Raw genomic sequence first — 19,025 nt, forward strand, 5'->3', positions numbered from 1 at the left:
TGCGGTCGCCGTCCACCGTCTTGCGGGAGCGTGTCCGAGTCGAGCACCCGATTCGCAAGTTCGACCAGCGCCTCGGCCCACCGCCGCGCGGCGGATCGGGTGTCGTCTTTCCCAGCGGGCCTGGCCAGCGGCGACAGCGCGGCTTTCAACACTTCGGCGCATTCGGGTGACAACCTGCCGCGCACCATGATCATGCCGTCAGTGTCGTCGACCATGGACAGTTCCATGCGTTTGCGGGCTTGTTGTTCGTCGAGGACGACCTGTTCGGGCTGTAGGTGTGCTCGGATACGGGTGGCCACCTGCCCGAGTTTCACGGGGTCGAAGACTGTGGCTTCTTCTACGAGCCGCTGTTCGACCTCGGGGTGATGCTCGACCGGGAGCTTGTCGAGGGTGGTGCGCACGATGTGCACTTGATCGCGGCTGATCGTCCCGTCCGCGAGTGCCTGTGCCGTCACGGGGAGCCGTGGCTCGATCGGCTGTCCGGTCAACGTCGCGGAGCCGAACAACGCGTTGGCGTCCTCCACCCGCCGTCGCGCGTCGGCCGGGCTGATGCGTAGTCGGCCGCGCAACAACACCGGCGTGGAGTAGGCGCCCATTTCCCTAGCGATGCCTTCATCCTCTATCTTCTTGATGAGCCGTAGTTGTTCGAATTGTTGTTTTCGGATCGCTATTTCGCGAGCGTGTAGCTCGTCGAGTAGTTGTTGTCCCCTCATACCTCGATTCTACCGAAAATGATCGGCCACTATGGGGTGAACAATGGGAGCAAGGTGGCGGCGCGGACAATTCGGGGCAGGCCCCCGGCCTGCCCCGATGTCGCCTGCCTTAGGGCCGATCGAGGCTCACAAGTCCAGGGCGAACCCCGCCAAGGGGTGAGTCGGCGAAGCCGACGCCGAAGGCGCCCTTGACTTGTGAGAATCGGCCCGCACAATTCCGCGCCGCCACACCCCAAGCCACAACAACGATGCGACTCAAAGCCACGACGGCGCAACTCGCGCGATGCACAGCGCGGAACTCACCAGTGCACAGCGCGGAACTCGCGAACCAGCCGACTACCGTGAACCCGTGGACCCGATCGAGATCAACGCCGGCGCGTACTACCTACGCGCACTCCGCGCCGACGACCGCCTCGACGACCGCCCGAGGATCGTCGAGGGCTTCACCGACCCGGTGTTCCGGGACTGGTCCCCCGGATTCACGATCACCGACCTGACCGCCGCCGGCCAGTACGTCGAGCACCGCGCCGAGCAGTGGGCGGACGAAACCCGCCTGTCGTGGGCGATCGCGGAGCCCACCACCGGCCTGCTCCTCGGCGAGGTCGGCCTCAAGCGACTCGACCTCACCGCCGGCACCGCGGACGCCTCCGTCTGGCTGCACCCCGACTCCCGGGGCAAGGGAATCGCCACCGAGTGCCTCGGCGCGATCATCCGATTCGGCTTCGGCGCGTTGGACCTCCGTGAGGTCTACTACCGCCACGCGCCGGGCAACGACGCCTCGGCCGCCATCGCCGAACGCCTCGGCTTCACCCGAAACGGTACCGAGAACCACCTCGTGCACTGGTTCAAGTCCGCCTGACCGCCGGCGTCAGTAGGCTGGAACGCGGGAAAGGGAGGCCCCCAACACATGATCACGAGCACCGAGCCCATCACGATCTCCGAGGTCGAGTTCGACGTCCTCTGGAAGCACCTCGACCTCGACGAGACGCCGCTGATCCTCGACGTCGCCTCGCCCGGCGCGACCTGGGACGAACGCAAACAGATCGAGCGCGCCACCTGGGACGAGCTCGGCCGCCGAGGGCTCGGCGTGCCGTCCAACGTGGACTACCGGCTCGAAGACCTGATGCGCCTGCTGTTCCAGCCGAAGCGGGAGATCGACGCGCGGCTGTGGGTGGGCCACCTCCTCCGCGCGATCATCGCCACCGACGGCAGGCGCGCGGTGCAGGCCACCTGGGAGCACGGCCAGATCGCGCTGCGTGAGGCGGACGTGACCGGCCTGCCGAGGCACGCGCTGGCCCTGCTGCCGCAGACGCCGGCCGGCCCCGGCGCCTCGGTGACCCTGCGCTCGGAGGACTTCGCCGCCGTGGCCCAGGCCGCCACGCCGCAGGAGTTCGAGCAGGAGCTGCGCGCCAGGGGTGTGCGCGCCCAGGACGTCGAGACGCTGAAAACGATGTTCGGCAAGGTGCTCGCCCAGGGGCAGTTCGGCAGCGCCGCGCGCGACTCGTGGGGCAGCCGGCACCGCGCCGACCGGGTGATCAGCTTCTACGACACCGAGGAAGGCGGCCGCTACCTCCAGGCGCGCAAGGAATCCGTGTCCAGCGAGGCGTGGACCACGATCTCGCCGGCCGACCCGCGCCGCATGCTGCAGCAGATCACCCAACTGCACGAGGAGAACGTCAACAACGCGGAACGCTAGCGCGCGCGGGGGCGCGCCCGCAGCCGAGTGGTGGGCAGTGGCGGAGCGGGCAGCCGCTCGTCGTGGTCGGGCACGTCACCGAACCGCTCGTCGCCGCGCTCCCATTCCTCGTGCACCCGCACGATCTCGTCGTGGTCGCGGGCCACGAAGTTCCACCACATCACCAGTTCCTCGGCGAACGGCTCGCCGCCGAGCAGCAGCACCACAGCCGGCTCGTCGGCCGCCAGCTCCACCTCGGTCCGCCCGGTCCCGAGGTACAGCAGCGGCCCGGCGACCAGCCCCTCACCGTCCACAGTGGACGATCCGCGCAGCACGAGCGCGCCGTGCTCGAACGCCGGGTCCAGCGGCAGCCGCACCGACGCGCCGGCGGCCAGATCGATCTGCGCGCCCACGATCGGCGAGAACATGCGCGCGGTGGACCGGGCATCGCCCACCGAGCCGACGATCACGGTGATCTCCGCGCCACCGTCGCGCACCACCGGCAGATCGGCGTGGTGGGAGAAACTCGGTGGCACGTCACGGCTTTCGTTCGGCAGCGCCACCCACAACTGCACGCCGTGCAACTCCGGCGGAGGCGCGGCCGGTGACTCCTCCGCGTGCGCGATTCCCCGTCCCGCCGTCATCAGGCTCAGCTCGCCCGGCCGCACGAGCTGCCGGGACCCGACGCTGTCGGCGTGCAGCACCTCGCCGGACACCAGCCAGGTGACGGTCTGCAGGCCGATGTGCGGGTGCGGCGGCACCCGCATGCCCGGTCCACCGCGGACGGACAACGGGCCGTAGCTGTCCAGGAAGCACCACGCGCCGATCATGCGCCGGTCCCGGTGCGGCAGGAGCCGGTCCACCATGATCGTCCGAGGGCCGAGTTGCACCTCGCGCGGCTCCAGCACCTCGTGCACCGGGTCCGCCGTCGCGGTCGCGTTGCACACCGTCTCTTGTGGACGGACCTGCATGTCGCTCACGGCGCCTCCACTGTGGACAGAGTGAAACCGTTGTCAGCTAACGGGTTCCATGATCTCCGGACGTGCCTCGGGTGCGGCGGAGCGCCTGGCGTCAGCCGCCTGATCGTCCGGTTGGGACTGTGAGTCGCGCTCGGCCTCGACCCGCGCGTTGTACACCTCGACCTCGCGCGCGACCCGGGCGTCGTCCCAGCCGAGCACCTCGGCCATCAGCTCGGCCACCTGCTTGGCGCAGTCCACGCCGCGATGCGGGTACTCGATCGAGATCCGGGTGCGCCGCGCCAGCGTGTCCTCCACGTGCAGGGCGCCCTCGTGGCTGGCCGCGTACACCGCCTCGACGGCGAGGTAGTCCGGCGCGCCGGCCAGCGGCTTGAGCCATTCCGGGTGACCGTCGGCCAGCCCCAGCACCTCGTGCACCAGCGAGCCGTAGCGGTCCAGCAGGTGCCGCACCCGGTACGGGTGCAGCCCGTGCCGCGCGGCGAGCTGATCGGCCTGGTTCACCAGCGCGTGGTAGCCGTCCGCGCCGAGCAGCGGCACCTGGTCGGTGATCGACGGCCGCAGCCGGCCGGGCAGGTCGGGCGCGGCGGCGTCCACCGCGTCGGCGGCCATCACCCGGTAGGTCGTGTACTTCCCGCCGGCGATCGCCACCAGGCCGGGCGACACGCGAGCCACCGCGTGCTCGCGGGACAGCTTCGAGGTCGACTCGCTCTCACCGGCCAGCAGCGGCCGCAGTCCGGCGTACACGCCCTCGATGTCGGCGGTCGTCAGCGGCGTGGCGAGTACGGAGTTGACCTGCTCGAGGATGTAGTCGATGTCGCGCTTGGTGGCCGCCGGGTGGGCGAGGTCCAGGTTCCAGTCGGTGTCCGTGGTGCCCACGATCCAGTGATTGCGCCACGGGATGACGAACAGCACCGACTTCGTCGTGCGCAGGATCAGCCCGGACTCGGACACGATCCGGTCGCGCGGCACCACGATGTGCACGCCCTTGCTCGCCCGCACCCGGAACCGCCCGCGCGAACCGGACAGCCGCTGCAGCTCGTCGGTCCACACGCCGGTGCAGTTGATCACCGCGTTGGCCTGGACCGTGGTCTCGCGACCGTCCTCCGAGTCCCGCACCCGCACGCCGGACACGCGGTCGGCCTCGCGCACGAAGTCGACCACCTGGGTGGAGGTGCGCACGACCGCGCCGTAGTGCGCGGCGGTGCGCGCGACGGTCATGGTGTGCCGCGCGTCGTCGGCCTGCGCGTCGAAGTACCGGATCCCGCCGACCAGCGCGTTGCGCTTGAGCGCGGGCACCATGCGCAGCGCGCCCGCCCGGGTCAGGTGCTTCTGGCCGGGCACCGACCGCGCGCCGCCCATCGTGTCGTAGAGGAACAGACCGGCCGCGGTGTACGGCCGTTCCCACACCCGGTGCGCCAGCGGGTACAGAAAGCTGACCGGCTTCACCAGGTGCGGGGCGAGTCGGGTGAGCATCAGCTCGCGTTCCCGCAGCGCCTCGCGCACCAGGCCGAACTCGAGCTGTTCCAGGTAGCGCAGGCCGCCGTGGAACAGCTTCGAGGACCGGCTGGACGTGCCGGACGCGAGATCGCGCGCCTCGACCAGCGCGACCCGAAGGCCTCGGGTGGCCGCGTCGAGCGCGGTACCGACGCCCACGACGCCACCGCCGATCACCACGACGTCGAACGTCTCCTCACCGAGCCGGCGCCAGGCCAGCTCGCGTTCGTCGTCACCGAGCCGGCCGGTGATCGGGTCCGGTGTGGAGGGCTTGCGGTTCGCCACGTCCCGCCTCCGTGTGCTCGAGGAGCTGACCTCGACCACGCTACCTCCAAACGTGATCGACTACCCCTCGCCGCGTCGACCATTCGGGTACCAGGGCCGTAGACAGTTGACCTTCCGTCCCGTAGCGTCCCGCCTCACTCAGGGTAGGCACCGGCGCCGGTCCCCTGGCTGAAGGTCGGTCGCCTGCCCCTCCGTCACGCGCGAGGGAGACCGGTGGTGAACCTGAACTTCGGCGAGATCATCCTCTGGGAAATGATGGGCACGGCCATGTTGACGCTGCTCGGCGTCGGTGTGGTGGCCAACGTCGTGCTGAAGAAGACGCTCGGAAACAACGGCGGCTGGTTACTGATCAACATCGGCTGGGGTTTCGCGGTGTTCGTGGGTGCGAGCATCGCGGCGCCGGCCGGGGCGCACCTCAACCCGGCCGTCACGCTCGGTGTCGCACTGGCCGACGCGGACGCGAAGATGGGTGGCTGGGGCAACTTTCCCGCGTACCTGATCGGGCAGATCGTCGGCGCGTTCCTTGGCGCGGTGCTGGCGTGGGCGGCGTACAAGCTGCAGTTCGACACGCACGACGAGCCGAGGAACACACGCGGGATCTTCTGCACCGGTCCAACCGTTCCGAACTACCTGTGGAACACCGTCACCGAGGTCATCGGCACGTTCGTGCTCGTCGCCTGGATCCTGCTCTCGCCGGGGGCGAAGGTCGGAGCCGGCTCGATCGAATTCGGCAACTCCGCACTCGGCTACGCGGCCGTCGCGTTCGTGGTGATCGGCATCGGCAGCTCGCTCGGTGGCCCGACCGGGTACGCCATCAACCCGGTCCGTGACCTCGGGCCACGTATCGCGTACGCCGTGCTTCCGATCAAGGGCAAGGGTTCCCCCGAATGGAACTACTCCTGGGTGCCGATCGTGGGCCCGCTGCTCGGCGGCTTGCTCGCCGGCCTCCTGTACCTGATCGTCACGTAATGAAGGTCGTGCTTGAGTTGCGTGGAACTCACGTAGGGCACGCCCAGGCGGCGATCTACGGCGTTGGCGCCCGCTCGAGTATGCCCAATACGAGTCGCGAACGCCGCCTTGTAGCTCATCCACCTGGGCGCGCCCGGCTGGGTCGACCTGCGAGGGCGGCAAACCAAGAACGAAGAGAGAGGGCGCGAACAAATGGCTCAGTACGTTGCGGCGATCGACCAGGGCACGACGTCCACGCGGTGCATGATCTTCTCCCATTCCGGTGAAGTGGTCGCGGTCGACCAGAAGGAGCACAAGCAGATCTTCCCGAGGGCCGGGTGGGTGGAGCACGATCCGGAGGAGGTCTGGACGAACACCCGCGAGGTGACCGCGGGTGCGCTCGCCAAGGCAGACCTGCACGCGCCGGACATCGCGGCGGTCGGGATCACCAACCAGCGCGAGACCTCGGTCGTGTGGGAGAAGTCCACCGGCAAGCCGGTGTACAACGCGATCGTCTGGCAGGACACCCGTACGGACAAGATCTGCCAGGATCTCGGCGCGCTCGGCGGCGGCCAGGAGCGCTACCGGTCCAAGGTGGGCCTCCCGCTGGCCACCTACTTCTCCGGTCCGAAGATCCGCTGGATCCTGGACAACGTCGAGGGCGCGCGGGCCAGGGCCGAGGCCGGCGAGCTGCTGTTCGGCAACATGGACACCTGGGTGCTGTGGAACATGACCGGCGGACCGGACGGCGGGGTGCACGTCACCGATCCGACCAACGCGTCCCGCACACTGCTCATGGATCTGTCCACTTTGGACTGGGATCCGGAGATCTGCGCCGAGGTCGGGGTGCCGATGTCGATGCTGCCCGAGATCCGCTCGTCCTCGGAGGAGTACGGAAAGGTCCGCGAGCGGGGTGCGCTCGCCGGTGTGACCATCTCCGGCATCCTCGGCGACCAGCAGGCGGCCACGTTCGGGCAGGCGTGCCTGACCCCCGGCGAGGCCAAGAACACTTATGGCACAGGCAACTTCGTGCTGCTGAACACCGGCACGGAGAAGGTGATGAGCGACAACGGCCTGCTCACCACCGTGTGCTACAAGATCGGCTCGAACGACACCGTGTACGCGCTGGAGGGCGCGATCGCGGTGACCGGCTCACTGGTGCAGTGGGTCCGGGACAACCTCGGCATGATCGCCACCGCGGCCGACATCGAGACCGACGCGAAGTCGGTGGAGGACAACGGCGGGTGCTACTTCGTGCCGGCGTTCTCGGGTCTGTTCGCACCGTACTGGCGGTCCGACGCACGCGGCGCGATCGTCGGGCTCACCCGGTTCGTCAACCGCGGCCACCTCGCACGGGCCGTACTGGAGGCGACGGCGTACCAGACCCGCGAGGTGATCGAGGCGATGAACGCGGACTCGGGTGTGCCGCTGAAATCGCTCAAGGTGGACGGCGGCATGGTGGTCAACGAGACCCTCATGCAGTTCCAGGCTGATCTTCTGGACGTGCCGGTGATCCGCCCGGTGGTCAACGAGACGACCGCGCTGGGTGCCGCCTACGCCGCCGGCCTCGCCGTCGGGTTCTGGGCCAGTGAGGACGACATCCGCAACAACTGGGCGCAGGACAAGCAGTGGAACCCCGCGATGGACGAGGCCACCCGGGAGAAGCTCTACGCCGGCTGGAAGAAGGCCGTCACCCGCACCTTCGACTGGGTCGAGTCCGAGGACTGACCGTCCACAGTGGACAACGGCCCGGCGCGCGAGCGCCGGGCCGTTCTTTGATTCTGATCGAAATCCACCCTCCCCTTCGTTACCGGCGAGCTAGCGTCCCCGCCGACGGAGGGAAGGAAGACGATGCGAAGTCGACTGGTGGGGTGCCTCGCGGCGGCCGCAGTTCTCGTAGCCGGGTGCACGGGCGGCGAACCGTCGTCATCGTCCGCGACGCCGGCGCCGCCGCCCCCGCGACAGCACGTCGAGCCACCCACGTTGGAACCGATCAAGGTGGACCCATCGCCGCTGTGGGACAGCGACTCCATTCCGCTCAAGATCGGCTACCACCAGCGGTTCGCGACCAGGCCGGAGATCCGAGGGGACACGGTGATCCTCTTCGGCACAGGCGACGACCTCAGAACCTCCGCGCTCGCCGTCGTCGACGCCCCGATCGGAAAGCCGCTGTGGTCCTATCGCGAAGGCGAGCGCCTCCGCAGCGGAAAGGGCGAGGCCTTCGTGTCGACCGGGGCGATCAAGACCGTGGATCTTCCCGGTGGGAGATGGGGTGTCCTGGTCGTGTTCGGTTTCCCCACGAAGCCCTACGGGTTGGTCGAGGCGCGTGGTCAGGCGCTGCTCGCACAAGACGGTCAGGTGTTGTGGACGTCCCCGATCGACGGGTCCCTGACGGCGATGGCGGCGAACGACAAGACGGTGTTCACGTGGCGCGGCTCCAATGCCGACAGGGCGACGGTCGCGATCGACATCGCCACCGGCAAGCGGATCTGGGACAACATCGGATCGATTCCCTACGCCGTGGCCAGTGGCACTGTGGTGTCTCTGCGGCCCACACCCGAGACCGCGGGTGGCAACCTCGACGACCAGGCCGGCGCGATCACCGGTGTCGACTCGGCTACCGGTACGCAACGGTGGGACCTGGGCGCCAGGTACCCGAAGGCGCGGCCGATCGCGACAGCAGGTCATTTGGTGCTGGTGCACACCGACTACGCGAAGTACGAGGCACGCCGCGTAATCGTGCTCGACGCGCGCACCGGCACGGAGATCGCCGATCTCGGCGAGGCGCCGTCGGACGCATGTGGGGGTGACGGCCGGACAATCGTCGCCTGTGCCGTGCGAGACAGGTCGGCACCGGCCTACCAGTACGACCTTCGATCCGTTCGAGCCGACGAGGGCAGGGTCCATATCTCGGCCAGAACCGTTACCGCAGGCCGGATTGACGGCATCTGGGCAGGACGGATCTTTCTCACCGATTTCCCGATGGGGAAGCACCCGCACGGAACGACAATTGTCGATCGCGAGGGTAACCAACTCAGCCAGAAGCTCCTCATGCTCGGCACCGCCGCGGTGTCCGACACGTACGTGGCTGTCCAGCAGCCGTCGGGTGTCGGCCCGATCGCGATACACCGCATCGTGCGGTGAGCAACTGCCCCGGGCCGTTTCGTCAACGGATCCCGTCGAGCGCGGCCAGGATGTCGGCGGGTTCGGCGCGCACGGTGTAGTCCGTGTCGACGAAGGCCCAGCGGATCACTCCGTGGGTGTCGATGACGTAGGTCGCGGGCAGCGGCAGGGTGCGCGCGTGTCCGGCGTTGACGTGCTGGAGGTCGAAGCCCAGCCGGTCGTACAGCGCGCCCAGTTCGTCGGAGAGGTCGAAGGCGATGCCGTACTGCTTGGCGGTGTCGGAGCCGATGTCGGTGAGGACGTCGAAGTCCAGTTCGTGCTTCTCGGTGAGTGAGAGGGACTCGTCGGGAACCTGTGGAGAGACGGCCACCAGGTGCGCGCCGCGTTCACGGATCGCGTCGTGGTGTAGCTGCAGGGCCCGCAAGGCGAGATTGCAGTACGGGCACCAGGCACCGCGGTAGAAGGTCAGCACCAGGGGCCCTCGGGTCAGCAGTTCGTCCAGCGTGACGTGCTCGCCGGTGGCCGAGGGAAGGCTGAATCGCGGGGCGACGGCGCCGACGCCCAGTGCGTGCTCGGACAGTCCGGAGTCGGCGAGCTCGTGCGCGCCCCGCTTCATGGTTTCGCGGACATCCGCGGGCAGTCGCAGGTGGCCGTTCTCGTACAGGGTGCGTAGTTCGTCGCGGAGACTCATCTCGTGCGGCCCTCTCGCCGTCAGGATCATCTTGGAATGTCCGTTCCAAGATGTCAGTGCGGAGGGGCGCTCGTCAAGGACTATCTTGGAATCGTCATTCCAAGAACCCGGGGAGCCGGTCATGCCCGACATCAAGCACTTCGACCCGGACGTGGCCCTGGAACGCGTCGAGGAGCTGTTCTGGCAACGCGGTGCGGCCACCACGTCGATCCAGGCCGTCGCCACCACGACCGGGCTCAACCGGTCCAGCCTCTACGCCACCTTTGGCGACAAGCGAGACCTCTACCTCGCCGCCCTGCGCCGCTACGTCCGCGTGCGCGCCGAACCGGCGCTGCGACGACTCGCCCAGGACGAGCGGGGACTGCCCGCCATCCGAGAATTCTTCGCCGAGCTGATCGAGGCGCGCTGCTCGGGCGCCTATGCCGGCTGGGGCTGCATGATCGTCAACGCCCACGCCGGCGCCGAGTGCGCGGACCCGGCCGTCCAAACGCTGCTGAACCAGCACTTCGAGTACTTGCGGGACGCGTTGCGCGACGCACTCGACACCGCCTGCCACCAGGACCAGGTGGCCGAGGGGATCACCGCCGAGGCCGCCGACGTGCTGACGCTCCTCGCCTACGGTGTCAACCTCCGCTCCCGCGCCGGAGCCGATGCCGACACGCTCCACCACGCCGTCACCGTCACCCTCGCACAGCTGGCCCGCGATCTCTGACCGGCCGCGTTTCCCTTGTGCCACAACGAAAAACGGGCGCACCGCGTGGGTGCGCCCGTCTCGTGGTCACTCGGTCACACGATGCCGCCGCCGGTCTCCACCCCGCCGACCGGCACCTCGACCACCTGGGTCGGCGCCTGCTTCGTGTCACTGCCAGAAACGGTGAACGACGCGGAGTAGGTCCGCTCCGGGCACTTCACCGACACGCTGTGCGTGCCCGACTTCCCAGTCACCGTGGCACTCCAGTGCCGCGTGCTGGTCAGCGCGAAGTCGCGCAGTGCGGACGAGGCCGGCTTGGCGTTCGCGTCGTTGCGGCAGCCGGCGTTCACCTCGACCTTGTCACCGGCCTGAACCCGTTGCGGCACAACGGAGATGAAGCCGCAGGAACCGGTCGAGCCCGGCTCGGGGTAACAGTCCTCGCTCGATCCGCCGATGGTGAACTTCGCGGTGACCGGGCTCGTCCAGTCCGGGCACTTGATGCTCGCGGTGTACGTGCCGGCCTGGCCGATCGCCTTGCCCTGGCCCGCGTACTCGCCGTTGCCGGCCGGGTGCATCGTGACGGCGCCGTCCAAGCCGGACGAGCTCACGGCGCTGGCCGGCGGATTCGGTGCCGGGCAGTACGACTTGAACTGCACGATGCCGCCCGGCTTCACCGTCACCGGACTGGCGATCAGGCTCGGCGGTCTTGTGGCGGACGCGGTGCCGCTGATCAACAGGCCCGCCAGCACGGCGACGAACACCGCCACCAGCGTGATGGTCTTGGTTCTCACGTCTTCCTCCCGTGGTACACCCTGGATTTCCCTTGTCCCGCAATCCCTCTACGTCAGCTGCGCGTAGACGATGATGTTGTCCTGGTAGCTGCGAGCCGACCTGTCGAACACACCACCACAGGTGATGAGCCGCAACTCGGCGCCGGCCGTGTCCCCGTACACGGCCTGCGTCGGGAACTCCGCCTTGGCCACCTGGTCGACCCGAGTGACCCGGAACCGCGCGGTGTTCCCGTCCTGACGCGCGACGACGACCTCGTCGCCGGGCGCCATCTCACGCAGCCGGAAGAAGATTCCCGGCTGCTTGTTGCCGTCGACGTGCCCGAGAATGATCGCCGGCCCGCGCTCACCCGGCGTGGGCGCCGCGGTGTACCAACCGGCCTGCATGGGCTGCTCCACCGGCGGCACCTGAACGGTCTTGTCCTTGTTGAGCCCCAACGGAACCAGCGACGAACGAGCACCGATCTTCGCGATCTCCACGGACACCGGCTCCGACTTGGGCAGCACCTTGTCCGAGGACGGCGGAGCGGCTTGCGGCGGAGAAGCCTGCTGGCTCACCGACGTGTTCGGCGCCTGTTGACCCGACTCGGCCGGCGGTGTGGAGCACGCGGCGCATAACAGTCCACAAAGGACCGCTAACGCGATGAGAAACCGTGTGTGCACCGGGCACCTCCGTCGAGAGGCCTGACGACCGAACACCGTTAACACGCCGTCACGACGGAAACGGTTGCCACGAAAGAAGTGTGGGCTGCTCGCCGGGGCGAGGGCGGCACCAGCGAGCAGCCCACACGGGGTGGTCAACCGATGGTGGCCGTCCCGCCACCGCCGGTGTCCACCGGTCCTTGGGGAATCTCCTTGACCTGCGTCCCCTGCTTGCGCTCCAGCACGGTGAAGTGCTGGGTCACCGGGTCACCGCCGCAGTGGAACGACACCGGGTAGGACCCCGGCTTCACGTCCTTGATGACCGTCTCGGCGAAGAAGGCCCACGGCTGGTGTCCGTCAGGGTTCGAGCCGAACGGCTCGGTCTGGCGCAGCGCGACCGCGGTCAGCGGTGACACCTCGCCGCGATCGCACGCCGCCGCGACGGACACCTTCTCACCCGGGTAGCCGCTGTATGCCGACAGCCGCAGCCACACCAGATCGGGGCCCGGCTGCGACGAACTGGTCGTCGTGGTCGGCTTCGACGTGGTGGTCGTCGGTTTCGGCGTGGTCGTCGTCGTGGACGAATCCTCTTGTGCCGCAACGGACACGGCACCAGCGACAACCAGAGTGATGCCCGCGAGTCCAGTACCCGCGGCACGCAGTGCTCGGTTCATGGCTACCTCTCCCCGAAGAGGGTCGCCGCCACAGCTTGGCGTTGTGGTGGTACTCAGAGGACGCTTCGGCCATGCTCGAGGTTGCCCGCTGGCCCCGGATCACCCATCCGGCGGACAGTCCGGTGACGCGGCCCTAGCTCTGGCAGCAGACCGGCTGCGGCCATTCCGGCTGGTGCCACCAGGGTTCGTCGCTGTTCACCCTGGTGTGCTCCCCCTCGGGACCGCTGGCGGCGTCGGCGTGCTGGAGCAGCCGCTGGTACTCGATGACCCCGCCGGCCCGGAGGACGTCACGGCGGCTCAGGTCCGCAGGTGTCATGTCGCCGATCATGGTGGATCAAGCGGCGCCAGGTACACCCCGTTTTCGGGCTAGTCCAAATCGTCGTGGCGCATGAGCTGGCGGCCGGCCTCGGTGATCGAACCCGACAGCGACGGGTACACCGAGAAGGTCAGCGCCAGGTGCTCGACGGTGAGCTGGTTCTGTACCGCCAGCGCGATCGGCATGACCAGTTCGCTGGCCGTCGGCGCCACCACGACACCGCCGATCACCACACCGGTCGCCGGGCGGCAGAACAGCTTCACGAAGCCGCGCCGCAGGCCCTGCATCTTGGCGCGCGCGTTGGTGGCCAGCGGCAGCATGATCGTGCGCGCCGGCACCTCGCCGGAGTCGATCGCCTGCTGGCTGATGCCCACGGTGGCGATCTCCGGGTGGGTGAACACGTTGGCCGCCACGGTTTTCAGCTTGATCGGCGCCACGCCCTCGCCGAGCGCGTGCCACATCGCGATCCGCCCCTGCATCGCGGCGACGGAGGCCAGCATCAGCACGCCGGTGCAGTCGCCGGCCGCGTACACGCCGGGCACGCTGGTGCGCGACACACGGTCCACCGAGATGAACCCGCCCGGCCCCGGCTCGATGCCGACCGTCTCCAGCCCGAGGTCCTCGGTGTTGGGCACCGATCCGACGGTCATCAGCGCGTGGCTCGCCTCGACCGTGCCGCCGCCCTGCAGGTGCACCACGACGCCCCCATCGGCGCCACTGCCGACCCGCTCCACCTTGGTGGCGCGCGAGTTGTTCACGACCGTGGTGCCGTGCTCGGTGAAGACCTCCTCGAGCACCGCGGCCGCGTCGGCGTCCTCGTGCGGCAGCACCCGGTCCCGGCTGGAGACCAGCGTCACCTTCACGCCCATCTCGGTGTACGCCGAGGCGAACTCCGCACCGGTGACACCCGAGCCGATCACCACCAGGTGCTCGGGCAGCTCGGCCAGGTCGTAGATCTGCCGCCAGGTGAGGATTCGCTCGCCGTCCGGCCGCGCGTCGGGCAGGATCCTCGGGGTCGCGCCGGTGGCGATCAGCACCACGTCGGCCGCCAGTTCCTCGGACTTGCCATCCGGCGCGGTGAAGGTGACCTCGTGCGCGGCCAGGCCCAGGTTGTCGTCGGAGAACCGGGCCGTGCCGGTGATCAGGTTCACGCCCTCGCGCTGCAGCCGGGAGCGCACGTCGGCGGACTGCGCGAGCGCCAGCCCTTTCACCCGACCGTGTACGACCGGCACGTCCACGCTGGCGTCGCCGGTGGGGTGAATGCCCAGTTCGTCGGCGTCCCGGAAGGCGGCGCGCGCGCCGGAGGAGGCGATGAAGGTCTTCGACGGCACGCAGTCGGACAGCACGCACGCGCCGCCGGCGCCGTCCCGTTCGATCACGGTCACCTCGGCTCCGTGCTGCGCGGCGACGAGTGCCGCCTCGTAGCCCGCCGGGCCGCCGCCCATGATCACGATCCGCGTCACTGTGCGTCCTCCTGCCGCGCCGTCACCGCTTCGCGGACAACCGTACGCTGGCGGTTTTCCCGCGCCGCGATCCGGTGATCCCCGTGGCGGCTCCCGTCGAACCGCGCGGGAAGTCGCTACGCTGTCCGACGTGCCGCTCTATGCCGCGTACGGGTCCAACATGGACCCGAACCAGATGATGGAGCGAGCCCCGTACTCCCCGATGGCGGGGACCGGCTGGCTCGTGGGCTGGCGCATGACCTTCGGCGGTGAGGACCTCGGCTGGGAGGGCGCGCTCGCCACGATCGTGGAGGACCCCGACTCGCAGGTGTTCGTGGTGCTCTACGACGTGAGCCCGCGCGACGAGTCGCGGCTGGACCGGTGGGACGGCGCGCTCGGCCTGTACAACCGCATCCGATTGCGGGTGCAGACGCTCGAAGGGTCCGTGCTGGCCTGGCTGTACGTACTGGACGCCTACGAGGGCGGGCTGCCGTCCGCGCGCTACATCGGCGTTGTGGCCGACGCCGCCGAGGCGGCCGGCGCGCCCGACGACTACGTGAACGACCTGCGCACCCGACCGTGCCGAGGATTGGCCAACTAGCTAGCCCGCCCACGCGATCGCCGGCAACCTCGCTCGCCAAACCCGAATGGTATTCAGCGGGCTTATTCACGCCTGCCAAGCGGGATCCAGCGGGCTCAAACCCACTTGACCTGGGCCCATAGGCGCGCAGCCGCCGAACGCGAATGGTATTCAGCGGGCTTATTCACACGTGCAGAGCGGGGATTCAGCAGGCTCGATCCCGCAGGGCGGTGCTTTGCTGGGCTACGATCCGGGCCACAACTGCATGCACGGCCCGAGGGGAAAGTCCGGTCCAAGTCCGGCGCTGACCCGCAACGGTAGGCCCGCGTTCCGCGCGGGCGAGCCCGATCACCCGACGGCCGTATGACACCAGCTCGCCCGTCGTGGTCTACGGGCGGAGCCCTCTGACTTTCGGCGGTGTGCGGGCCGGGGCGTGGGTTCCGTCCAGCGGGCCCGCCCCCGAAAGGTATCCGTGGCCGCCTTCTTACCCCGCCGCGTCGCTCCACTGGCCGGCGTGCTGCTCGGCGCGCTCGCGGTGTCCGTGTTGTGCGGCGTGGCACTCGGTCCGGTCAGCGTGCCGCTCGGTGACGTCCTGCGCTACCTGCGCGCCGCGATCACCTCCGGTGTGATCGACAACACCGAGGCCGGCACGTACCACATCGTGTGGGAGATCCGGCTCCCCCGCGTGCTGCTCGCCGCGGTGGTCGGCGCCGGGCTGTCCGTGGTCGGCGTGGTGGTGCAGACCATGGTGCGGAACGCGCTGGCCGACCCGTTCGTGCTCGGGCTGTCCTCCGGCGCGTCGGTCGGCGCGGCGAGCGTCGTGGTGTTCGGCGCGTTCGCCTCGCTCGGACTGTTCGCGATCTCCGCGGCCGCATCCCTCGGCGCGCTGGCCGCCATGGCGCTGGTGTACCTGGCCGCGCGCACCGCCGCCGGCCTCACGCCGCTGCGGCTGGTGCTCACCGGTTCCGCCATGGGCTACGCGTTCGCCGCGGTCACCACCGTGGTGATCTTTCTCGCACCGCACGGCGAGGCGGCTCGCGCGGTGTTGTTCTGGCTACTCGGCGGGCTCGGCGCGGCGACCTGGACCGCACTGCCGCTGGCCTCGATCGTGGTCCTCGCCGGGCTGGCCTACCTGCGGCTGATCGCGCGCTCGCTGAACGCGCTGTCCACCGGCGACGAGACGGCCCGGACGCTCGGCGTGGACCCGGACGTGCTGCGCCGGCGGCTGTTCGTGGTGTCCTCGGTGCTCACCGGCGCGCTGGTCGCGGTGAGCGGGGCGGTCGGATTCGTCGGGCTGGTCGTGCCGCACCTGGTGCGCATGGTCGTCGGCGCCGACCACCGGCGGGTGCTCACGGTCGCTCCCCTTGCCGGCGCGGTGTTCCTGATCTGGGCGGACTTGGCCGCGCGCACGATCGTGGCGCCCCAGGAGCTGCCACTCGGCGTGATCACCGCGGCCGTCGGCGTGCCGTGCTTCGTGTTCCTCATGCGCAGCCGCGCCTACGTGTTCGGGGGTCGCTGATGGACGTCGAACTGGACGGCGTCACGGTCGGCACGATCGTGTCCGACCTGTCGCTGCGGGCCGAGGCCGGCACCGTGGTCGGGTTGGTCGGGCCGAACGGCAGCGGCAAGACCACGACGCTGCGCTGTGTGTACCGGGCGCTGCGGCCCTCCGGCGGTGCGGTGCGCCTGGGTGGCGAGCCGCTCGCGTCGATGAGCACGCGGGACAGCGCGCGGGTGCTGGCCGCCGTCACGCAGGACAGCGAGCTGGACTTCGACTTCACGGTGCGCGAGGTGGTGGCGATGGCGCGGCTGCCGCACCAGAGCGCGTTCGACCGGGAATCCTTGCGGGACAAGGAGATCTGCGCGGAGGCGCTGCGTCGGGTGGACGCCGGGCACCTCGCCGAGCGGGGTGTGCTGAGCCTGTCCGGCGGCGAACGCCAGCGGGTGCTGATCGCCAGGGCGCTCGCCCAGCGGCCGCGCGTGCTGGTGCTCGACGAGCCGACCAACCACCTCGACATCGGGCACCAGCACGAGGTGCTGTCGCTGGTCGCGTCCACCGGGCTGACCGTGCTCACCGTGTTGCACGACCTGAATCTGGCCGCCGCGTACTGCGACCAGGTGCACGTGCTGTCCGACGGGCGGATCACGGCGAGCGGGCCACCGTCCGAGGTGTTCACGCCCGAGCTCGTCGGCGAGGTGTTCGGCGTGCGCGCGCACCTCGTGCCGCACCCGGTTTCCGGTGTGCCCCAACTGTTGTACGACCGTCGGCCCCGACAAGAGGAGATCCCGTGAGGAAAGCCGCCCTGGCGTTGACCGCTGTCCTGGTGACGAGCGCGTGCGGTGCGCAGATCGCGCCGGCGAGCACCACTCCGGCGTCCGGCTACCCGGTGACCGTGCGGAACTGCGGTGCCGACGTGAGGTTCGACCGCGCGCCGTCCAGGGTGGTGGCCAACGACATCGGCATCACCGAGATCATGTTCGCGCTGGGGCTCGCCGACCGGATGGCCGGCTACACGGTCGACCACGGCCAGGATCGCGGCATCGCCAGCTCGCCGTGGCGCGCCGACTTCGAGCGGGTGAAGCGGGTCGCCGAGGACGTGGCGCTGGAGCCGGTGCAGGGCGTGAACGCGGACATGGTGTTCGCCGGGTGGAACTACGGCTTCCGCGAGACGACCGGGTTCACCCCGGACCGGCTGCGCTCGCTGGGCATCGCGTCGTACCTGCTGACCGAGTCGTGCCGGAACGGGACCGGCAACCAGCGCGGGATCATGCCGCCGCTGGAGGCGCTGTACACCGATCTGCGCAACCTGGGCACGATCTTCGGCGTACGGGACCGGGCCGACCGTCTCGTGGAGCAGTATCAGCGGCAGGTCGCCGGGTTCGAGGCGACGCTCCCGGCGGGTGCGCGGCCGAAGGTGTTCCTCTACGACGACGGGATCGACCAGCCGCTCACGTCCGGCCGCACCGCGGGCCCGCAGGAGATCATCACGCGGGCCGGCGGGGTGAACGTGTTCGCCGATCTCAACGACAGTTGGACGCGGGTGAGCTGGGAGACCGTGGTGCGGCGCTCGCCGGACGTGATTCTGATCAACGACTACGGCGCGGGTGCGGACGAGTCGATCGAGGCGAAGAAGCGATTCCTGCTGTCGCACCCGGGGCTGGCGACCGTGCCGGCGGTGCGGAACCAGCGGTTCTTCGTGCTGCCGTACGCCGCACTCGTGGAGGGCCCGCGCAACCCGGCGGCGATCGTGGAGTTCGGCCGGTACCTGGCGAGCGTGCGCTGATGGCCTTTGGACCCCAATTCGGACACGCGGTGCAACCACCAGTATGGCGGCACGTCCTCCTCGCATGACCGCGACCGCGGTCGATGCGCGAGGAGAACTCGTTATGTGGCAACGAAAAGCACTGCTCGGACGGTTAACGGCAACCCTGGCGCTGCTCGCGTCGGCCGCCGTCATGATGGTCGGCGCCGGTTCGGCGTCGGCTACCCAAGGTTACTGCGGTCTCAGTTGGGGGTCGCTCGACAAGAGCGCTGCCTCCACCGAGACGGGTCAGCTCACCGACGTGCGCGGCGGCCGGCACGAGTGCTGGGACCGGCTCGTGCTGGACGTCCGTACGCCGGGCGCGGACGGATACTCGGTGCGGTACGTCCCGCAGGTGACCGAGGACGGGTCGGGCTTCCCGGTTCCGCTGCGCGGCGGCGCGTTTCTCGAGGTCGTGGCGATCGCCCCGGCCTACGACGACGCCGGCAACCCGACGTACAACCCGGCCAACCGGCGGGAACTGGTGAACGTGGCCGGCTGGCCGACGTTCCGCCAGGTCGCGTGGGCCGGCAGCTTCGAGGGACAGACGACGATCGGCCTCGGCGTGCGCGCCCGCCTGCCGTTCCGGGTGTTCGTGCTGGACGGCCCGGCCGGCGGCTCGCGCATCGTCATCGACGTCGCGCACCGCTGGTCGTAAAACCGTTGCGGGGCGGTCGATTCCGG

The 19,025-nt window shown here is 69.4% G+C and carries 20 protein-coding genes; 11 read left to right on the forward strand and 9 right to left on the reverse strand.

The window, feature by feature from the left end; genetic code table 11:
- The coding region (locus tag EV193_RS18340) for a DUF222 domain-containing protein (protein WP_130345409.1) at window positions 1–713 on the reverse strand (713 nt) is incomplete at its 3' end.
- Window positions 714–1,062: 349 nt separating this feature from the next.
- Here EV193_RS18340 and EV193_RS18345 point away from each other — a divergent pair.
- Together EV193_RS18345 and EV193_RS18350 are read left to right on the forward strand one after the other, a co-directional pair.
- Window positions 1,063–1,572, forward strand: a complete 510-nt coding sequence (locus tag EV193_RS18345) for a GNAT family N-acetyltransferase (protein ID WP_130345410.1) — start codon at window positions 1,063–1,065, stop codon at window positions 1,570–1,572.
- A gap of 48 nt (window positions 1,573–1,620) precedes the next feature.
- Complete coding sequence (locus EV193_RS18350; RefSeq protein WP_130345411.1) at window positions 1,621–2,409, forward strand: ESX secretion-associated protein EspG; 789 nt, start codon at window positions 1,621–1,623, stop codon at window positions 2,407–2,409.
- On the opposite strand, the gene EV193_RS18355 is transcribed toward EV193_RS18350, so the two are convergent.
- Together EV193_RS18355 and EV193_RS18360 are read right to left on the reverse strand one after the other, a co-directional pair.
- Window positions 2,406–3,359: a pirin family protein gene (locus EV193_RS18355; protein WP_242613521.1), complete on the reverse strand. Its 954-nt coding sequence runs from the start codon at window positions 3,357–3,359 to the stop codon at window positions 2,406–2,408. The genes EV193_RS18350 and EV193_RS18355 overlap by 4 nt on opposite strands.
- 42 nt (window positions 3,360–3,401) lie before the next feature.
- Window positions 3,402–5,144, reverse strand: a complete 1,743-nt coding sequence (locus EV193_RS18360; RefSeq protein WP_242613489.1) for a glycerol-3-phosphate dehydrogenase/oxidase — start codon at window positions 5,142–5,144, stop codon at window positions 3,402–3,404.
- Window positions 5,145–5,366: 222 nt separating this feature from the next.
- Here EV193_RS18360 and EV193_RS18365 point away from each other — a divergent pair, with 222 nt between their 5' ends.
- From EV193_RS18365 to EV193_RS18375, 3 genes are all read left to right on the forward strand, one after another.
- Window positions 5,367–6,113, forward strand: a complete 747-nt coding sequence (locus EV193_RS18365) for an MIP/aquaporin family protein (RefSeq protein ID WP_130345782.1) — start codon at window positions 5,367–5,369, stop codon at window positions 6,111–6,113.
- 192 nt (window positions 6,114–6,305) lie between these two features.
- Window positions 6,306–7,820: a glycerol kinase GlpK gene (gene glpK, locus EV193_RS18370; RefSeq protein WP_130345413.1), complete on the forward strand. Its 1,515-nt coding sequence runs from the start codon at window positions 6,306–6,308 to the stop codon at window positions 7,818–7,820.
- Between the two features lie 255 nt (window positions 7,821–8,075).
- Entirely contained in the window at window positions 8,076–9,236 is a 1,161-nt protein-coding gene (locus EV193_RS18375; RefSeq protein ID WP_165401404.1) for an outer membrane protein assembly factor BamB family protein, read from the forward strand.
- Window positions 9,237–9,258: 22 nt separating this feature from the next.
- Here EV193_RS18375 and EV193_RS18380 read toward each other — a convergent pair whose 3' ends face one another.
- On the reverse strand, window positions 9,259–9,906 hold the full coding sequence (locus EV193_RS18380; RefSeq protein WP_130345415.1) for a peroxiredoxin-like family protein: 648 nt from the start codon (window positions 9,904–9,906) through the stop codon (window positions 9,259–9,261).
- 121 nt (window positions 9,907–10,027) lie between these two features.
- Here EV193_RS18380 and EV193_RS18385 point away from each other — a divergent pair, with 121 nt between their 5' ends.
- Entirely contained in the window at window positions 10,028–10,618 is a 591-nt protein-coding gene (locus EV193_RS18385) for a TetR/AcrR family transcriptional regulator (protein WP_130345416.1), read from the forward strand.
- A 74-nt stretch (window positions 10,619–10,692) separates the two neighbouring features.
- Here EV193_RS18385 and EV193_RS18390 read toward each other — a convergent pair whose 3' ends face one another.
- The 5 genes from EV193_RS18390 to EV193_RS18410 form a co-directional block, all read right to left on the reverse strand.
- Window positions 10,693–11,388 (reverse strand): hypothetical protein, encoded by a 696-nt coding sequence (locus EV193_RS18390; RefSeq protein WP_130345417.1) that lies wholly within the window; start codon window positions 11,386–11,388, stop codon window positions 10,693–10,695.
- Window positions 11,389–11,436: 48 nt separating this feature from the next.
- Window positions 11,437–12,048, reverse strand: coding sequence for a class F sortase (locus EV193_RS18395; RefSeq protein ID WP_130345418.1), 612 nt, complete (start codon window positions 12,046–12,048; stop codon window positions 11,437–11,439).
- A gap of 134 nt (window positions 12,049–12,182) precedes the next feature.
- Window positions 12,183–12,701, reverse strand: coding sequence for a hypothetical protein (locus tag EV193_RS18400; protein WP_130345419.1), 519 nt, complete (start codon window positions 12,699–12,701; stop codon window positions 12,183–12,185).
- A gap of 133 nt (window positions 12,702–12,834) precedes the next feature.
- On the reverse strand, window positions 12,835–13,017 hold the full coding sequence (locus EV193_RS18405; protein WP_130345420.1) for a hypothetical protein: 183 nt from the start codon (window positions 13,015–13,017) through the stop codon (window positions 12,835–12,837).
- 50 nt (window positions 13,018–13,067) lie between these two features.
- A complete protein-coding gene (locus tag EV193_RS18410) occupies window positions 13,068–14,480 on the reverse strand; it encodes an NAD(P)H-quinone dehydrogenase (RefSeq protein ID WP_130345421.1) in 1,413 nt (470 codons plus the stop codon).
- A gap of 130 nt (window positions 14,481–14,610) precedes the next feature.
- Here EV193_RS18410 and EV193_RS18415 point away from each other — a divergent pair, with 130 nt between their 5' ends.
- The 5 genes from EV193_RS18415 (at window position 14,611) to EV193_RS18435 (ending at window position 18,999) form a co-directional block, all read left to right on the forward strand.
- Window positions 14,611–15,060 (forward strand): gamma-glutamylcyclotransferase family protein, encoded by a 450-nt coding sequence (locus EV193_RS18415; RefSeq protein WP_130345422.1) that lies wholly within the window; start codon window positions 14,611–14,613, stop codon window positions 15,058–15,060.
- Between the two features lie 451 nt (window positions 15,061–15,511).
- Entirely contained in the window at window positions 15,512–16,558 is a 1,047-nt protein-coding gene (locus EV193_RS18420; RefSeq protein WP_130345423.1) for a FecCD family ABC transporter permease, read from the forward strand.
- A complete protein-coding gene (locus EV193_RS18425; protein ID WP_130345424.1) occupies window positions 16,558–17,331 on the forward strand; it encodes an ABC transporter ATP-binding protein in 774 nt (257 codons plus the stop codon). Before EV193_RS18420 ends, EV193_RS18425 begins: the two co-directional genes overlap by 1 nt.
- Entirely contained in the window at window positions 17,328–18,323 is a 996-nt protein-coding gene (locus EV193_RS18430) for an ABC transporter substrate-binding protein (protein ID WP_130345425.1), read from the forward strand. The genes EV193_RS18425 and EV193_RS18430 overlap by 4 nt, the downstream gene beginning before the upstream one ends.
- A 103-nt stretch (window positions 18,324–18,426) precedes the next feature.
- The gene (locus EV193_RS18435; protein WP_130345426.1) at window positions 18,427–18,999 is read left to right on the forward strand and encodes an AMIN-like domain-containing (lipo)protein; all 573 of its coding nucleotides are present in this window, start codon (window positions 18,427–18,429) and stop codon (window positions 18,997–18,999) included.
- The last annotated feature ends 26 nt before the right edge of the window (window positions 19,000–19,025 follow it).

It is taken from the genome of Herbihabitans rhizosphaerae, assembly GCF_004216555.1.
GTDB classification, from domain to species: Bacteria; Actinomycetota; Actinomycetes; order Mycobacteriales; family Pseudonocardiaceae; genus Herbihabitans; species Herbihabitans rhizosphaerae.

Coding starts and splice junctions, on each gene's coding strand:
- EV193_RS18355 (WP_242613521.1), bottom strand. CDS start 3,359: ATGCAGGTCCGTCCACAAGAGACGGTGTGCAACGCGACCGCGACGGCG.
- EV193_RS18435 (WP_130345426.1), top strand. CDS start 18,427: ATGTGGCAACGAAAAGCACTGCTCGGACGGTTAACGGCAACCCTGGCG.
- EV193_RS18385 (WP_130345416.1), top strand. CDS start 10,028: ATGCCCGACATCAAGCACTTCGACCCGGACGTGGCCCTGGAACGCGTC.
- EV193_RS18380 (WP_130345415.1), bottom strand. CDS start 9,906: ATGAGTCTCCGCGACGAACTACGCACCCTGTACGAGAACGGCCACCTG.
- EV193_RS18425 (WP_130345424.1), top strand. CDS start 16,558: ATGGACGTCGAACTGGACGGCGTCACGGTCGGCACGATCGTGTCCGAC.
- EV193_RS18405 (WP_130345420.1), bottom strand. CDS start 13,017: ATGACACCTGCGGACCTGAGCCGCCGTGACGTCCTCCGGGCCGGCGGG.
- EV193_RS18350 (WP_130345411.1), top strand. CDS start 1,621: ATGATCACGAGCACCGAGCCCATCACGATCTCCGAGGTCGAGTTCGAC.
- glpK (WP_130345413.1), top strand. CDS start 6,306: ATGGCTCAGTACGTTGCGGCGATCGACCAGGGCACGACGTCCACGCGG.
- EV193_RS18400 (WP_130345419.1), bottom strand. CDS start 12,701: ATGAACCGAGCACTGCGTGCCGCGGGTACTGGACTCGCGGGCATCACT.